Here is a 14,961-nt window from a genome sequence, read left to right as displayed (position 1 = left end):
CACCATCGAATCAAAGATCATTTAACAAAGATTTACAGATGGTTGGGGTAGTTCAGCTACCTTTGAAGCATTAATGTGAATTCTGGCTGTATCAGGACGTACGAACATCGAAGTCCAGGCTGGTAACCGACGCGACCGGCGTGTTCCTATCGATTGTCGGAATGAATTGAGGGGATGGAAGCATCGTGTCCTTATGGTGTTTCAGATGAATGCTGACAATTTCGCTGTAACTCCCTTAGGCCGTACGGCACTCGATTTTAGTGGCCGGGACAGAACGCTGCGGACGGTATCGCGAGTACTCGTAGTCGCGGCATCGTTAGCCATTGGTGCCTCGATTGTTTATGCAACTGGAGGCACTGGGTACGCATACCCCTATATTATTCTGCTTCCTGTTATTTTGACGGCGGCCTGGTTTGGGCTCGTCCCGACGGTGTTGAGTGCTGTAATTGCAGGCCTGCTTTTGGGCCCATATATGCCCCAGGATGTTGGAAGAGGCCTGATGCAGTCGCCCCAAAACTGGCTGGCCAGGATTTCTTTTTTTGTACTTATTGCTGTGTTTACCAGCTGGCTCTTCCATAGTCTCCGCACTTCAAATCAACGACATTTGCGGGATCTTCAAGTTGATCGGGAGACGGGGCTGCCCAATCAAGCTGCTCTAAGAGAAGATCTCCATCGTGTTTTGTCTGCTGGCCGATCTCGACAACCGGTTTCGGGCACTCCGGCAGTTATATTGGTCCGTCTGCAAGACCTATGGGAAGTCATGGAGGCCATGGGGGCGCAAACTGCTGATAAGGTTGTCCGCAGTCTTGCAGATCAAATCAGTGTAGCCATTCCTCGGGAACACCACGTTTATCGGTTTAGCACCTCGGAGCTTTTGCTCCTGTTCTTTGGGGCATCCCGGGAGGAAGTTGATTCTGTTGCCAATGCTGTGCGTTCTGCCGGAGAAAACGAGGCTGAAATAGATGGGATTCCGCTCAGAGTCCAACTGGTTGCTGGTAGCTATTTCGTTGAAACAGGTGTTATTGCGCCTGATTCTGTGGTGAACCGGGCAAGAACGGCCCTCTATGCAGCTATAGATTCCAACGGATTCTATCGGTCTTACGATCCGATGTTTGACCAGAAAACAGCCGAGCGAGTGCGCCTGATATCAAGTGTTCGCAAAGGGCTACGGGAAAATGAGTTTTCTCTCTTCTATCAGCCCAAAATCTGTTTGAAAAGCGGTCGCCATATGGGGGGCGAGGGGTTGTTGCGGTGGTTCAGCAGCGATGGATCCATGGTTTTGCCAGGTTTGTTTATGCCCAAACTGGAAAACACCACATTAATAGATCCCGTTACCCGATTTGTGATCAGGAAAGCGTGTGAGGATATCAAGCAGCACGACTTACTCCGGGTAAGCATTAACTTTTCCGCAAAGAATCTGATGGATAGTGCTTTGGTACAGAGTTTAGGTCGTATCGTCTCTTTGTACGGGGTTGAACCTGAAAAACTGGAGATTGAGATTACTGAGGGAGCACTGATCAGAGATCCTGCTCATGCCAAAGTGGCCGTCGAGAGTTTGCGAAACCAGGGGTTCCTTGTGAGCCTGGATGATTTCGGTACGGGGTACTCATCATTCCAGTACCTCGCTCATTTGCCGCTCTCGGGACTGAAGATTGACCGTGCTTTTGTGTCGAGCCTGAATGAGAGCTCTCATGCCCGGACGGTTCTGAGTTCTATGATCAGGATGGCACACGCATTGAATCTGCACGTCACCGTCGAGGGAGTCGAGACGGAGGAGCAGCATCAGATTGTCTTAGAGTATGGGGCAGATACGGCGCAGGGCTTCTACTATGCCAAGCCACTTCCGGTACCCGACTATATTAACTGGAAATGTGGTCCCAATGTGGACACTGTCAGCAGCTGATTTCGTGAACTGCAAAAAAAAGCCCCTGAAATCAGGGGCTTTTCTCTGGGTGTTTGGTGGAGACGGCGGGAATTGAACCCGCGTCCGCCAGCACTCAGCCTTGAGGTCTACATGCTTAGTGTCCTTCTATTGTTTTAACCTCAAGCGACCCGAAGGTCAGGGTGCAAGAGGCGAGCTCTTTAATCTTAGCCGCTATCCAGTGAGCTCTGGGTAGCGGAGCAGCCTATAAGCGATGACGTCCTGGGATGTTGCTACTGAGTTATAGGCGCCTCAGCCAGGACGACTGGAACGGCTTACGCCGCCAGTGCGTAGTTTTCGTCGTTTGCGACTATTTTAAAGCAGCTTTGGATTTACGAGATTCGCTGCCATCTCGACATGCACCCAAGGGTTCGTCACCGGCGTCGAAGCCAAGTCGTCCCCCTAGTGATTCCAGTATATGTGTCCGGAATACCGGACTTCAAGGGGTAATTGCGTTATTTATACCTACCCCTGCTCAGCTTGCGTGGCGCTTCACTGCTTCGGGGCGTCCGGCCAGAGCCGCGTGGCTCAGGGCCTGGAAGCTCTCCCGGAAGTAATCCATTACGGCATCCGGATCGGCGTGAATCGCCTTGTCCACGGTGATGCCGAATTGCACGGTGCCGGCATAGCTCAGGATGCTCATGCCGATACCGATGGTGCCGCTCTGGGGCACCCAGAACATGGGCTGGGTCAGCTTGCTGCCTGCCAGGTACAGGGGCTCTTTCGGACCGGGCACGTTGGTCAGCACGGCGGAGGCCTTGTTACTGAGCAGATCCAGAGCCCTTCGTTCGATAACATCGGGGCCCCGACCGAAGATATCAAGCAGGCTGTAGGTAACTTGGGCCTGATAGGAGCGCTTGAGGCGGTTCATGTTCTCCTGTACCTGACGGAAGCACAGGAGAGGGTCCATTACTTCTACCGGGAGCGTAACCAGCACCAGGCCGAACTTGTTGCCGAGTGTTTCGATAGGTTGATCAAGAGGCCGCAGGTTGAACGGCACCGCCACGCGGATGCCGCACTCGGGGATTGTCTCCTTGTGAGCCGCAAAATGCCGCTGCAACGCCCCGGTGACGGTGCAGAGCAGAGCGTCGTTGATCGTGCCGCCCAAAGCCTTGGCGCAGGCCTTCACTTCGGCAAGATCCAGAGGATCCGCCCAGGCTACCTGCTTGCGTCCGGATAGCGGTTCCTTCAGGCCGGTTCTGGGCTCTCCAGGGGCCAGGCCAAGCTTGAAAAGGTCGAAGGCTACGCCGCCGGCGGTGGATGCCAGTTTCAGGGGATAGTTGGGCTCATCGCGAACGGACTGAATGAACAGTCTTGCCTGATTGGTCGCCGTTTGCGCGCTGTCTACAGCACGGTGCAGGAAGTTCTGGATTGTCGATCTCTGGTGGGGTTTGGAGCGACGCTTGCGGGCCACTTTGCCCAGTCTGGGTTCCGGCGTTTTATCGGTCAGTGACAGCATCACCCGCACCAGCGAGATGCCATCGGCAATGCAATGATGAATTCGAATCAGCAGTGCGCCACCGTCGCCGTAATTGTCGATGTAGTGCATTTGCCAGAGCGGTTGCCGGAAATCCAGGGAGGTGCTGTTCATGTCACTGACCAGCTTCTGGAGCTCGGCTTTGTCCGCCTTGCCGGGCAGGGCGATGCGGTGCAGGTGGTTGTCCAGGTCGAACAAGGGGTCGTCCTGCCAGTAAGCCCGGTCTCCGGTGTCTATGACCCGTTGCCGGAACCGGTCGAAGCACAGGAATCGCTCTTCAAGCGTGTGCCGAAGGCGGCTCATTGAAACCGGCCGTTCCAGTGCCCATACCCCGCAGATCATCATGGGGTTCTGGGGGGTATCCATGCGCAGCCACGCACGGTCTACGGAGGACATCGGCGTCTGTTTGGGTGACATAAGCGGCTCCCTTTGCCATGCACCGGAATTCCCGAGTATAGGCCTGTTGGATTTCTGAACAAAGAGAGCAAGTATGCGACATACCCCTCGGCGCCGGCCATGACCGGCGTCAGGTATTTGCTAATCCGTGGGGAGCGGAATCAGAGGTTGGCTTCGCGCAGAATGCGCTGCTTCTGGCGGTTCCAGTCGCGCTCTTTCTCGGTGGCGCGCTTGTCGAATTGCTTCTTGCCCTTGGCCAGGGCGATCTCGCACTTCACCTTGTTGTTCTTCCAGTAAAGGGCGAGGGGGATGCAGGTGAAGCCTGCCTGGTTGACCTTGCCCAGGATCTTGGCGATCTCTTTCTTGTGCAGCAGCAGTTTGCGGGTGCGGGTCGGATCGGGGATCACGTGGGTGGAAACGGTGCTCAGGGGGGTGATGTGGGCGCCGAGTAACCAGGCCTCGCCGTTCTTGAGCAGCACATACGCGTCCACCAGCTGCGCCTTGCCGGCCCGCAGGGATTTGACCTCCCAGCCCAGCAGGGACAGACCCGCCTCGAAGCGTTCCTCGATGTGATACTCGTGTTTCGCCTTCTTGTTCAGGGCGATGGTACTACTCGGCGTTCCGGGTTTCTTCTTGCTCATGAATCAGTGATCCGGGTTCGGATAAATGAACGAACGGCCGGGCTTGCCCCGGCAAAACGCGCATTGTAGCCCAGGACTGCCAGACCGGTCACGAAAACGCCGTAATCGTGACCAATGAGGCGTGCGACTTTGCCGGCATCGGCTACAATGGCCACGCAGATACTTTCAGGGAAATGCATGTCGACGTCGTATCAGACAGCGAACGGGGCCTTCACCCGTAAATCTACATTCTTCTGGGCCTCCGTGGGCGCAACGGTGGGGCTGGCCAACCTGTGGCAGTTTCCCTACCTTGCCAGCCTGCACGGGGGTGGCCTGTTCGTGCTGATCTATCTGGCCTGTCTCCTGCTGATCACGCTGCCGCTGATGGTGACCGAATCGGCCCTGGGGCGTTATTCCCGCCACGGCATTGTCCTGGCCGTGGATGGTCTGATCCGCAGCACCCGGTGCTCCCGTGGCTGGATGCTGGCCGGTCGGCTCAGTGTGCTGGCGGCGTTCGTGGTGCTCTCCTATACCGCGGTGTTCGGATCGATTGCCCTGGCTTATGTATTCTTCGGGGCCATGGGGCGGTTGTCCTCCGGTAGTGAGGCGGAGGCCGCTTCGGTGCTCTCGGGGCTGGTGTCGGATCCCGGGCAGTACCGCTACTTCATGGCCTGGCATGCATTCTTCCTGCTGCTGGTGGTCTGGGTTTCCGTTCAGGGTGTGGCCCGGGGACTGGAGCGCACCATGCGGGTGGTGGTGCCGGGTGCTCTGGTGTTGATGTTGGTGCTGTTCGGGCTGGCTGCCTGGCAGGGGCGGGTCGATGGCGCGTTTGCTCACATCCTTGAACTGCGTCCGGAAGACGTCTCCCTCGGCAGCATCAAGGCCGCACTGTTCCACGCGTTCTTTACCCTGGGGCTCGGCATGGGGGTGTGGACGGTTTTCGGCACCTACACCACCCCTGATACCCGCTTCAAGCGGTCGATCCTCGCCGTCGTGCTGATGGATACGCTCGTCGCGGTGCTGGCCGGCCTGATGATCTTCGCCCTCGCCACCGGGAATACGGACTTTGACGGGGAGCGGGGCTTCACCCTGCTGTTCGTCTCCCTGCCGGTGTCCCTGGCCCAGTTCCCCGGTAGCCAGTTGATCATTGCCTGTGCGTTTCTGTTAGTGGTGATGGTTGTCTGGACCACTTCGTTGGCGTTGCTGGAGCCAGTGGTCGGCTGGTTACGGGAGTGGACCGGAGCGCCCAGGGGAATCTCCGTGGTGCTGATCGGGCTGCTGGCCTGGCTTGCGGGGCTGGTAACACTGCTGTCTTTCAATATCTGGGCGGAATACCGGCTTTACGGAGCAACCCTGTTCCGGTGGCTGGAGCTGTTTACCGGCGGCCTGTTGATTCCCCTGGTGGCGATCCTCATTGCCCTGTTCACCGGCTGGTGCCTGACCCGCCGGCTGGCGCACCAGCTGATCGGCCGGACCCCGGCCCTGTTTGCCCGGGTCTGGTACTGGGATATGCGCACAGTACTGCCGGTGGTGGTGGCCTATGTCGGTGTCATGTACACCGCCTTCTCGCTAAACAACCTGTGTGAGAATGGAAGTGCTGCGCTCTGGTGCGAGCGTCCGGCGCCGCTTGTCCTGGAGATTGCCCCGGATGGGGGGGAAGGCGCCGACTCCGGACCGTCGGTTTCCGCCGGGAAGGACGGTGACCCTCCGTCGGAGGCGACGGAACCAGCCGACGGGGATGAGAAGGCCGCTTCGGAACCGGTGGATCAGCCTGAAAATGCCCCCAAAGAGGACGAGATCCTTTATCATAGCGTCTGATTCAGGCTGTACTTTTTACTGAGGAGCCCATGGCCCATCAGATTGATAAAACCGCACTTGTCATGCACTCCGCCGAGCGCATGTTCCATCTGGTCAATGATATTGCCCGCTATCCCGAGTTCCTGCCCTGGTGCGCCGGGGCCGAGGTCCACGACCAGGGTGAGGAACAGGTGACCGCCTCCCTGGAAATTTCCAAGGGTGGTATCCGCCACCGTCTGACCACTCGCAACCAGCTGCTGATGCCCGAAGCCATCGAGATGAACCTGGTGGACGGGCCGTTCCAGAACCTGACTGGCCGCTGGCATTTCAAGGCGCTGGACGACAATGCCTGTAAGGTCATCCTGACCCTGGAGTTCGAGTTCTCCGGATCCCTGTCCCGGATGACTTTCGGGCCGGTATTCTCTCAGGCGGCCAATACCATGGTGGACGCTTTCTGCCGCCGGGCTGACGAACTGTATCGGGGAGGGAGCAGATGATTCGGGTAGAAGTGGCCTACGCCCGTCCGGACAAGCAGGAGATCGTGCCGGTGACGGTACCGGAAGGCACGACCGCGCTTGAGGCAGTGAAACTCTCCGGGATTACCGACATTTTTCCGGAGGTGGATCCGGATTCAAATGACATGGGCATCTTCGGGAAGGTGATCAAGGATCCGACCGCCCACGAACTGCGTGAGGGTGACCGCGTGGAGCTTTACCGGCCCCTGAAAATCGACCCGAAACAGGCACGCCTGAATCGGGCAAAAAAGAAGGACGCCTGAGCGAGGATCAGTAGGCGGGGGTTTCCTCGAGCAACTGTGCTTCGTAATGGGAAAAGCTATCGCCATCATAGTAGACGATAATGCGTTGCTCCCGGATGTCGCCGCCTCTTCGCTGGAATGTGTAGACGTAGTATTCCCGGGAGAGGTCCACCGGATTGATGGTCAGCGGTGTGCCCAGCAGCGCGTGGACCTGGCTCCGGGGCATGCCGGCGTTCAGTGAAGTCAGCTCTTCATCGGTCACAATGTTGCCCTGCTGTACGTTGATCTTGTACACGCCGGGGAAGACACAACCGGTCATAAAGAGAGTGAGAATGAGAGCTGTGAGCTTTTGCATCGCCGGGGGAAATCCTCTATCTTGAAATCGCCTGCCAGAGGCAGGTGTGACACGGGTTGACCGTTAAATGGCGGCTTCATCATACCGGAAGCCGTGAGGCACACCAAAGAGCGAATAGTAACATGTCATCTGAAAACACCGAATTACGAAAAGTCGGTCTGAAGGTCACCCTGCCACGGGTCAAGATCTTCAATATTCTGGAGAACGCCGAAGAGCACCATCTGAGTGCCGAAGACGTTTACAAGAAGCTGCTTGAGCAGGGAGATGACGTGGGGCTGGCAACCGTCTACAGGGTGCTGACCCAGTTCGAGGCGGCTGGCCTGGTACTTCGGCACAACTTCGAGGGCGGCCATGCGGTCTTTGAAATGGCGGGCGATGATCATCACGACCACATGGTATGCACCCAGACGGGTGAGGTCATCGAGTTTGTGGACGAGGTGATCGAGGAGCGTCAGAAGAAGATCGCCGAGGAGCATGGCTATGAAATCGTGGATCACAGCCTGATTCTCTACGTGAAGCCGGTCAAAGCCAAAGAAGGCGAATAAGCAGACGAACATAAAAAAGGGGGCAGGTATCAGCCTGCCCCCGAACAGCTCTCAGGATCGAGAGGGGTAGAGGTTCTGGTCCGCCGTCAGTGGTGGGTGGCCTGCCCCTTGGAAAACATCTCCCGGGCATGGGCAATGGTCTGCTCGGTCATGTCCACACCACCCAGCATTCTCGCCACTTCACTGATCCTTCCCTTGTCATCGAGTGCCTCGATTTTCGAGAAGGTCGCGTCTTTTTCCGTAAATTTGCTGACAAACAGGTGTTGATGGCACTGCGCCGCCACCTGCGGCAGATGGGTTACGCACAGCACCTGGCCGTTGGTGCCGAGGGTCCGCAGTAGCTTGCCGACCACCTCGGCGGTGCCGCCACCGATGCCGACGTCCACTTCGTCGAACACCAGCGTGGGTGTGGTAGACGTCTGGGCCACTACCACCTGGATCGCGAGGCTGATCCGGGACAGTTCCCCGCCGGAGGCGACCTTCGCCAGGGATCGTGCCGGCTGACCCGGGTTGGCGCTGACCAGGAACTCGATGTCTTCCATGCCGTGGGGAGCTGGCTGCTCATCGTTGTTGCGGTTCAGGTGAGTGACGAACTGTACTGACGGCATGCTCAGCTGCGCCAGCTCCTCGGCAATACGCTGGTCGAGCTCCACGGCAGCTCGCTGCCGGGCTTCGGTGAGCTGGCTGGCCAGTTCATCAAAGCTGGCACGTTGCTTCTCCAGTTCTGCTTCCAGTTGTTCAAGGCTGCCTGCGCCGCCGTCCAGTTCGGCCAGCTCGCTGCTCAGGCGCTCGTGCAGTTCCGGCAACTCTTCCGGGGTGATTCGGTGCTTGCGGGCCATCTGGTAGATGGCGCTCAGGCGCTCCTCCACTTCGGCAAGCCGGGCAGGGTCTGCTTCGTAATCCTCCACGAACCGGCGCAGGTTGTCGCCGGCTTCTGAAACCTGGATCTGGGCTTCGTTCAGCATCTGGATGGTGTCCGCCAGGGCGGGCACCTCGACTGGTAGCTGCTCCAGTTGCTGCAGGGCCTGGCGGATCAGGTCCGAGGCACTGGTCTCCTCCTCGGTACAGAGCAGGGCGGCCTGGTGGCTGCTGTGCAGTACTGAATCCGCTTGACTCAGCTGGGCCTGTTCCTGCTCCAGGGCTTCCTGTTCGTCGTCTTCGAGGGCCAGCCGGTCCAGCTCTTCCACCTGGTAGCGCAGCAGTTGCAGTCGGGCTTCCGCCTCATCGGCGTTCTGTTGCCGTTCGGTCAGGCGCTGGCGGGTCAGGTACCAGGCTTTCCAGGCAGCGCGGGTATCGGCGGCCAGGGTTTCGAGGCCGGCGAACTCGTCGAGCAGTTTGCGGTGGGTTTCCTTGCGCAACAGGGACTGATGCTGGTGCTGGCTGTGGATATCCATCAACAGACCGCCCAGTTCCTTCAGGTGTGCCAAAGGGCAGGGCTGGCCGTTGATGTAAGCCCGGGAGCGGCCGTCCTTGCTGATTACCCGCCGCAGGATGCAGTCGTTGTCATCGTCCAGTTCGTGCTGGTCCAGCCACTCCACCGCCTCGGGAATGTCGCTGACGTCGAAGGTGGCGGTAATATCCGCCCGCTTGGCGCCATGACGGACGGCCCCGGCATCGGCGCGGCCGCCCATGGCAAGCCCGAGGGCATCAAGGACGATGGATTTGCCCGCGCCGGTCTCCCCGGTCAGTGCCGTCATGCCCTTGTTGAACTGGAGTTCCACTCGTTCGGCAATGGCGTAATTGGAAACCGTAAGTTGTGTGAGCATGGATAACCTCCGCTCCCGATTCAGAATCCGTTGTTGAGTGCTCGGCGGTGCTTTCATGAAGTACTGGTTTTACATACAGTGACTGTGAATATATACAGGGTTTTTCCTGTTTGCAAACGGAGTGGCGGGATTTTCTTCACGAATACGGAGGGAAATGGTTGAAACCGGACAAGCGGGCCCCATATCCGTTCGCAAATACAGTTTTCCGGCTCGCTTCGGCCGGGAGCACATTTCAATCGGCCGTGTTGTCAGGCCGCTGTAGATCTAGCAGGAGAAGTCATGAGCACCGACGAGAACCGCAACGAACAGGCAGAGGAATTGAAGGAAGCGACCGAGGCGGCCGCCGAGGAAGCGCAGGCAGCCGGGGAGACAGCTCCGGAAGGCGAGGAGGTTTCCGAAGTGGATGCCCTCAACGCCCAGGTCCAGGAGCTCAAGGACCAGATGCTGCGCACCCAGGCGGAAATGCAGAACGTGCGTCGCCGCTCCGAGATCGATGTGGAGAAAGCCCACAAGTTCGCCCTCGAGAAGTTCGTGAAGGAACTGCTGCCGGTGGCTGACAGCCTGGAGAAGGCGGTGGAAAGCACCGAGGGCCAGGAGCAGTCCGGTGAACTGGTGGCTTCCATCCGCGAGGGTGTGGAAATGACTCTCGATCTGTTCATGAAGAGCCTGGCGAAGTTCAATGTCGAGCAGCTGAACCCGGTGGGTGAGCCGTTCGATCCGCAGCAGCATGAGGCCATGTCCATGGTGCCGGCGCCGGACGCCGAGCCCAACAGCGTGGTCAACGTGGTGCAGAAGGGCTATCTGTTGAACGGCCGTGTGGTGCGCCCGGCGATGGTTATCGTTGCCAAGGCCGAGTAACGAAAAATTCGCCGGCGGGCTTGAAAAGCCGATTAAAGCGCCAATATAGCGAGTAAATAGCGAGAAGCCGGGGGCGACATACTCCGGGAAAGCATTCAGAAGATTTGGAGTGATTCGATGAGCAAGATTATTGGTATCGACCTGGGAACCACAAACTCCTGTGTGGCCATCATGGATGGCGACAAGGTAAAGGTAATCGAGAACGCCGAGGGTGATCGCACCACCCCGTCCATCATTGCCTACACCGAAGATGGCGAAACCCTGGTTGGTCAGTCTGCCAAGCGTCAGGCGGTAACCAACCCGAACAACACCCTGTACGCCATCAAGCGTCTGATCGGTCGTCGCTTTGAAGACGACGTGGTTCAGAAAGACATCAAGATGGTGCCCTACAAGATCACCAAGGCCGACAATGGCGACGCCTGGGTTGAAGTGAAGGGCCAGAAGATGGCGCCGCCGCAGGTGTCCGCAGAAGTTCTGAAGAAGATGAAGAAAACTGCAGAAGACTACCTGGGCGAGAAGGTAACCGAAGCGGTTATCACCGTGCCGGCCTACTTCAACGATAGCCAGCGCCAGGCCACCAAGGACGCCGGCAAGATCGCCGGTCTGGAAGTGAAGCGGATCATCAACGAGCCGACCGCCGCTGCCCTGGCCTATGGCCTGGACAAGAAGAGCGGCGACCGCACTGTCGCAGTGTATGACCTGGGTGGTGGTACCTTTGACCTGTCCATCATTGAAATCGCCGACGTGGACGGTGAGCACCAGTTCGAAGTGCTGGCCACCAACGGTGACACCTTCCTGGGTGGTGAAGACTTCGACCTGAAAGTGATCGAATACCTGGCGGATCAGTTCAAGAAGGACAGCGGCATCGACCTGCGCGGGGATTCCCTGGCGATGCAGCGTCTGAAGGAAGCTGGCGAGAAGGCCAAGATCGAGCTGTCCAGCAGCCAGCAGACCGACGTGAACCTGCCGTACATCACTGCAGACGCGTCCGGTCCCAAGCATATGAATGTGAAGCTGACCCGCGCCAAGCTGGAATCCCTGGTCGAAGACCTGGTCCAGCGCAGCCTGGAGCCCTGTAAGGTGGCCCTGAAGGACGCTGGCATGAATGCCAGTGAGGTTGACGAGGTTATCCTGGTCGGTGGTCAGACCCGTATGCCGCTGGTACAGGAAAAGGTGAAGGAATTCTTCGGCAAAGAAGCACGCAAGGACGTTAACCCGGACGAAGCCGTGGCCATGGGTGCTGCTATCCAGGCGGCTGTGCTCTCCGGCGATGTGAAAGACGTTCTGCTGCTGGACGTAACCCCGCTGACCCTGGGTATCGAAACCATGGGTGGCGTGGCAACTCCGCTGATCGAGAAGAACACCACCATCCCGACCAAGAAGTCGCAGACCTTCTCCACAGCGGAAGACAACCAGACTGCCGTGACCATCCATGTAGTGCAGGGTGAGCGCAAGCAGGCGTCCGGGAACAAGTCTCTGGGCCGTTTCGACCTGGCGGACATCCCGCCGGCGCCACGCGGTGTGCCGCAGATCGAAGTAACCTTCGACATCGACGCCAACGGCATCCTGAACGTGTCCGCGAAGGACAAGGCCACCGGCAAAGAGCAGTCCATCGTGATCAAGGCCTCTTCGGGTCTGAACGATGACGAGATCGAGAAGATGGTGCAGGACGCCGAGGCCAACGCCGAGGAAGATCGCAAGTTCGAGGAACTGGTCCAGGTCCGCAACCAGGGTGATGCCATGGTTCACGCCGTGCGCAAGACCCTGAGCGAAGCCGGTGACAAGGTCAGCGACAGCGAGAAAGAGTCCATCGAGGCCTCTATCAAGGAGCTGGAGGAAGCGCTGGAAGGTTCGAACAAGGAAGATATCGAGGCCAAGACCCAGAAGCTGACCGAAGTGTCTTCCGAGCTGGCCCAGAAGATGTACGCGGATCAGGCCGACCAGGCACAGCAGGCTGGCGGGCAGGAAGGTGCCCAGTCCCAGTCAGCTGACGACGCCGTCGACGCCGAGTTCGAGGAAGTCAAAGACGACGACAAGAAGTAAATCTGACGTACATCAGGTAGTTGGAAAACGCGGGGGCTTCCCCGCGTTTTCCGCGTTATAAATACAGGGTTTTATAGCATGGCCAAGCGCGATTATTACGAAGTTCTCGGTGTATCCCGGGACGCGGACGAGAAGGACATCAAGCGGGCTTACCGTAAGCTCGCCATGAAATACCATCCGGACCGTAACCCGGACGACGAAGACGCCGAGAACAAATTCAAAGAGGCCAGCGAAGCCTACGACGTACTGGCGGATTCCAGTAAGCGTGCCGCCTATGACCAGTTCGGTCACGCCGGCGTTGATGGTCAGGCCGGCGGCGGCTTCGGCGGCGGTGGCGCCAGCTTCTCCGACATCTTCGGGGATGTGTTCGGGGATATCTTCGGCGGCGGTGGTCGCGGCCGCAACACCCGCGGTGCCGACCTGCGCTACACCCTTGAGCTGGACCTTGAAGAAGCGGTCAGAGGCAAGAACGTCGAGATCACCATTCCTGGTCACGAAGAATGCGAAGCCTGTGATGGCAGTGGCGCCGAAAAAGGTTCCGGTGTCGAGACCTGTGGTACCTGTAAGGGTATGGGGCAGGTACGCATGCAGCAGGGCTTCTTCGCTGTACAACAGGCCTGTCCGACCTGCCGTGGTTCCGGCCAGATCATCAAGAACCCCTGCAAGGTGTGCCGCGGCCAGGGCCGGGTACGGAAAGAGAAGACCCTCTCTGTCAAAGTGCCGCCCGGTGTCGATACCGGCGACCGCATCCGGCTTTCCGGTGAAGGTGAAATGGGCGTCGACGGTGGCCCCCCCGGCGACCTGTACGTCCAGATCGCGGTGCGCGAACACTCCATCTTCACCCGCGAGGGTCGCAACCTGTATTGCGAAGTCCCCATCAGCATCGTGGACGCTACCCTCGGTGGTGAGCTGGAAGTGCCCACCCTCGATGGCCGCGTGAAGCTCAAGATCCCGGCCGAAACCCAGACCGGCAAACTGTTCCGCCTGCGCAACAAGGGCGTCAGCCCGGTCCGTGGCGGTCCTGCCGGTGATCTGCTGTGTCGTGTGGTAGTGGAAACCCCGATCAACCTCACCAAGCGACAGAAAGAGTTGCTGGAAGAGTTCCAGCAAACACTGGACGGCAGCAACGGCACCCATCATGCTCCGAAGAAAACCTCCTGGTTCGAGGGAGTGAAAAGCTTCTTCGACGAAATGAAATTCTGAGCGTGAGCCAAACAAGGGAAAAGCGAACATGAGGGTAGCAATCATCGGCGCCGCCGGGCGCATGGGTAAAGTCTTGATCGAAGCCGTCGACGGCACCGAAGGTCTGGAGCTGGGCGCCGCCATCGTCGAGCCGGGCAGCAGCCTGGTGGGCGCCGACGCCGGCGAACTCAGCGGCATCGGTAAAACCGGCATCAAGATGATCGGCAGCCTGGCAGACGCGAAGGACGACTTCGATGTGCTCATCGACTTCACCTTCCCGGACCTGACCCTGGAAAACGCCGAGTTCTGCAAAGCCAACGGCAAAATGCTCATCATCGGCACCACCGGCATGTCCGACGCCGAAAAAGAGCAGCTGGCCATGGCCGCAGAATCCATCCCGGTGGTGTTCGCGCCCAACATGAGCGTCGGCGTCAACGTCGTCCTCAACCTGCTGCGCACCGCCGCGGCAACCCTGGGCGACGACTACGACGTCGAAATCATCGAAGCCCACCACCGCCACAAAAAGGATGCCCCCTCAGGCACCGCCCTGCGCATGGGTGAAGTGGTTGCCGACGCCCTCGGTCGCGATCTCAAAGAGTGCGCCGTCTACGGCCGCGAAGGCTTCACCGGCGAGCGCACCCGCAAGGAAATCGGCTTCGAAACCATCCGCGCCGGTGATGTGGTCGGCGACCACACTGTCCTGTTCGCCACCGAAGGCGAGCGCATCGAAGTGACCCACAAGGCCAGTAGTCGCATGACGTTTGCCAAGGGCGCGATGCGGGCGGCGCTGTGGCTGAAAGGCAAGCCGGCCGGTCTCTATGACATGCAAGATGTACTCAACCTGAAAGGGTAATGCTTATCCCCGTGCGGCTGGCTATGCGGGCTGTCTCGGAGGCAGGGGGTTGAGATCTTCCTTCCGGGAATGTTGAAGGCCAAGGATGGCCTGAAACAAGCGCACATGGGTGAGGCCGAGCGTTTATGAAGCGAAGCTTCATGCGACAGCCGAACGACAGCAATCTGTGATTGCTGGCTGGACCCCGGAGGGGTGCTTGTAGCGGTTCCCGGAAGGATGGCTTCAAGCGCCTGCCGGATTACCGGTAAAGCTCTTGCCCGGTGCTCCGTCCAAACACGGAGGAGGGACATTTCCCGTGGACAGAAAGCGCCAAATTTCCTACAATAAGGCGATTTAACTGCACCAAGCGTAGCTTTGAGAAGCTAAAAGAGTTTTATGAAAAGCGGGACGG

General features: G+C 58.6%; 14 protein-coding genes and 1 other RNA gene. 9 read left to right on the top strand and 6 right to left on the bottom strand.

Translation table 11 applies throughout. The features are described from left to right. The first annotated feature begins 205 nt into the window (after positions 1 to 205). Entirely contained in the window at positions 206 to 1,903 is a 1,698-nt protein-coding gene (locus tag ACQUTG_RS03450) for a putative bifunctional diguanylate cyclase/phosphodiesterase (protein WP_428918046.1), read from the top strand. Between the two features lie 54 nt (positions 1,904 to 1,957). Here ACQUTG_RS03450 and ssrA read toward each other — a convergent pair. The 4 genes from ssrA to ACQUTG_RS03430 all read right to left on the bottom strand — a co-directional run bounded on the left by ssrA (position 1,958) and on the right by ACQUTG_RS03430 (position 4,614). Continuing rightward, positions 1,958 to 2,323: a transfer-messenger RNA gene (gene ssrA, locus ACQUTG_RS03445) on the bottom strand. A gap of 73 nt (positions 2,324 to 2,396) precedes the next feature. After that, the gene (locus ACQUTG_RS03440) at positions 2,397 to 3,815 is read right to left on the bottom strand and encodes a wax ester/triacylglycerol synthase family O-acyltransferase (RefSeq protein ID WP_428918045.1); all 1,419 of its coding nucleotides are present in this window, start codon (positions 3,813 to 3,815) and stop codon (positions 2,397 to 2,399) included. A gap of 140 nt (positions 3,816 to 3,955) precedes the next feature. Then, positions 3,956 to 4,435 carry an SsrA-binding protein SmpB gene (gene smpB / locus ACQUTG_RS03435; protein ID WP_428918044.1) on the bottom strand — a complete coding sequence of 160 codons (480 nt, stop codon included), beginning with the start codon at positions 4,433 to 4,435 and terminating at the stop codon, positions 3,956 to 3,958. Continuing rightward, positions 4,432 to 4,614 carry a hypothetical protein gene (locus tag ACQUTG_RS03430; RefSeq protein WP_428918043.1) on the bottom strand — a complete coding sequence of 61 codons (183 nt, stop codon included), beginning with the start codon at positions 4,612 to 4,614 and terminating at the stop codon, positions 4,432 to 4,434. Before ACQUTG_RS03430 ends, smpB begins: the two co-directional genes overlap by 4 nt. Between ACQUTG_RS03430 and ACQUTG_RS03425 the strand changes: the two genes are divergently transcribed. From ACQUTG_RS03425 to ACQUTG_RS03415, 3 genes are read left to right on the top strand one after another with little or no spacing between them, the layout of a single operon-like run. Then, a complete protein-coding gene (locus ACQUTG_RS03425) occupies positions 4,613 to 6,232 on the top strand; it encodes a sodium-dependent transporter (protein ID WP_428918042.1) in 1,620 nt (539 codons plus the stop codon). The two genes, ACQUTG_RS03430 and ACQUTG_RS03425, sit on opposite strands and share 2 nt — an antisense overlap. Positions 6,233 to 6,261: 29 nt before the next feature. Beyond that, positions 6,262 to 6,708 (top strand): type II toxin-antitoxin system RatA family toxin, encoded by a 447-nt coding sequence (locus ACQUTG_RS03420; RefSeq protein WP_428918041.1) that lies wholly within the window; start codon positions 6,262 to 6,264, stop codon positions 6,706 to 6,708. Further along, complete coding sequence (locus tag ACQUTG_RS03415) at positions 6,705 to 6,989, top strand: RnfH family protein (RefSeq protein WP_428918040.1); 285 nt, start codon at positions 6,705 to 6,707, stop codon at positions 6,987 to 6,989. Before ACQUTG_RS03420 ends, ACQUTG_RS03415 begins: the two co-directional genes overlap by 4 nt. A gap of 7 nt (positions 6,990 to 6,996) precedes the next feature. Here the strand turns inward: ACQUTG_RS03415 and ACQUTG_RS03410 are convergent, their stop codons facing one another. After that, entirely contained in the window at positions 6,997 to 7,323 is a 327-nt protein-coding gene (locus tag ACQUTG_RS03410; RefSeq protein WP_428918039.1) for an outer membrane protein assembly factor BamE, read from the bottom strand. 122 nt (positions 7,324 to 7,445) lie between these two features. On the opposite strand from ACQUTG_RS03410, the gene fur reads away from it, so the two are divergent. Then, a complete protein-coding gene (fur, locus tag ACQUTG_RS03405) occupies positions 7,446 to 7,868 on the top strand; it encodes a ferric iron uptake transcriptional regulator (RefSeq protein WP_428918038.1) in 423 nt (140 codons plus the stop codon). Between the two features lie 86 nt (positions 7,869 to 7,954). Here the strand turns inward: fur and recN are convergent, their stop codons facing one another. Further along, a complete protein-coding gene (gene recN, locus ACQUTG_RS03400; protein WP_428918037.1) occupies positions 7,955 to 9,634 on the bottom strand; it encodes a DNA repair protein RecN in 1,680 nt (559 codons plus the stop codon). A gap of 279 nt (positions 9,635 to 9,913) precedes the next feature. On the opposite strand from recN, the gene grpE reads away from it, so the two are divergent. From grpE to dapB, 4 genes are all read left to right on the top strand, one after another. Further along, positions 9,914 to 10,492, top strand: coding sequence for a nucleotide exchange factor GrpE (gene grpE, locus ACQUTG_RS03395; protein WP_428918036.1), 579 nt, complete (start codon positions 9,914 to 9,916; stop codon positions 10,490 to 10,492). A 117-nt stretch (positions 10,493 to 10,609) separates the two neighbouring features. Then, positions 10,610 to 12,535 carry a molecular chaperone DnaK gene (gene dnaK / locus ACQUTG_RS03390; RefSeq protein WP_428918035.1) on the top strand — a complete coding sequence of 642 codons (1,926 nt, stop codon included), beginning with the start codon at positions 10,610 to 10,612 and terminating at the stop codon, positions 12,533 to 12,535. A 78-nt stretch (positions 12,536 to 12,613) separates the two neighbouring features. Further along, positions 12,614 to 13,738, top strand: coding sequence for a molecular chaperone DnaJ (gene dnaJ / locus ACQUTG_RS03385; protein ID WP_428918034.1), 1,125 nt, complete (start codon positions 12,614 to 12,616; stop codon positions 13,736 to 13,738). Positions 13,739 to 13,766: 28 nt separating this feature from the next. Then, a complete protein-coding gene (dapB, locus tag ACQUTG_RS03380; protein ID WP_428918033.1) occupies positions 13,767 to 14,570 on the top strand; it encodes a 4-hydroxy-tetrahydrodipicolinate reductase in 804 nt (267 codons plus the stop codon). The last annotated feature ends 391 nt before the right edge of the window (positions 14,571 to 14,961 follow it).

Source organism: Marinobacter sp. DUT-1 (assembly GCF_050379415.1).
Lineage (GTDB): Bacteria > Pseudomonadota > Gammaproteobacteria > Pseudomonadales > Oleiphilaceae > Marinobacter.
This window is presented reverse-complemented; position numbering and strand designations above follow the sequence as displayed.

Bases quoted from the DNA above. Each gene is read 5' to 3' on its own strand.
- ACQUTG_RS03450 (WP_428918046.1), top strand. From the start codon at position 206: ATGAATGCTGACAATTTCGCTGTAACTCCCTTAGGCCGTACGGCACTC.
- ACQUTG_RS03440 (WP_428918045.1), bottom strand. From the start codon at position 3,815: ATGTCACCCAAACAGACGCCGATGTCCTCCGTAGACCGTGCGTGGCTG.
- smpB (WP_428918044.1), bottom strand. From the start codon at position 4,435: ATGAGCAAGAAGAAACCCGGAACGCCGAGTAGTACCATCGCCCTGAAC.
- ACQUTG_RS03425 (WP_428918042.1), top strand. From the start codon at position 4,613: ATGTCGACGTCGTATCAGACAGCGAACGGGGCCTTCACCCGTAAATCT.
- ACQUTG_RS03430 (WP_428918043.1), bottom strand. From the start codon at position 4,614: ATGCATTTCCCTGAAAGTATCTGCGTGGCCATTGTAGCCGATGCCGGC.
- ACQUTG_RS03420 (WP_428918041.1), top strand. From the start codon at position 6,262: ATGGCCCATCAGATTGATAAAACCGCACTTGTCATGCACTCCGCCGAG.
- ACQUTG_RS03415 (WP_428918040.1), top strand. From the start codon at position 6,705: ATGATTCGGGTAGAAGTGGCCTACGCCCGTCCGGACAAGCAGGAGATC.
- ACQUTG_RS03410 (WP_428918039.1), bottom strand. From the start codon at position 7,323: ATGCAAAAGCTCACAGCTCTCATTCTCACTCTCTTTATGACCGGTTGT.
- fur (WP_428918038.1), top strand. From the start codon at position 7,446: ATGTCATCTGAAAACACCGAATTACGAAAAGTCGGTCTGAAGGTCACC.
- recN (WP_428918037.1), bottom strand. From the start codon at position 9,634: ATGCTCACACAACTTACGGTTTCCAATTACGCCATTGCCGAACGAGTG.
- grpE (WP_428918036.1), top strand. From the start codon at position 9,914: ATGAGCACCGACGAGAACCGCAACGAACAGGCAGAGGAATTGAAGGAA.
- dnaK (WP_428918035.1), top strand. From the start codon at position 10,610: ATGAGCAAGATTATTGGTATCGACCTGGGAACCACAAACTCCTGTGTG.
- dnaJ (WP_428918034.1), top strand. From the start codon at position 12,614: ATGGCCAAGCGCGATTATTACGAAGTTCTCGGTGTATCCCGGGACGCG.
- dapB (WP_428918033.1), top strand. From the start codon at position 13,767: ATGAGGGTAGCAATCATCGGCGCCGCCGGGCGCATGGGTAAAGTCTTG.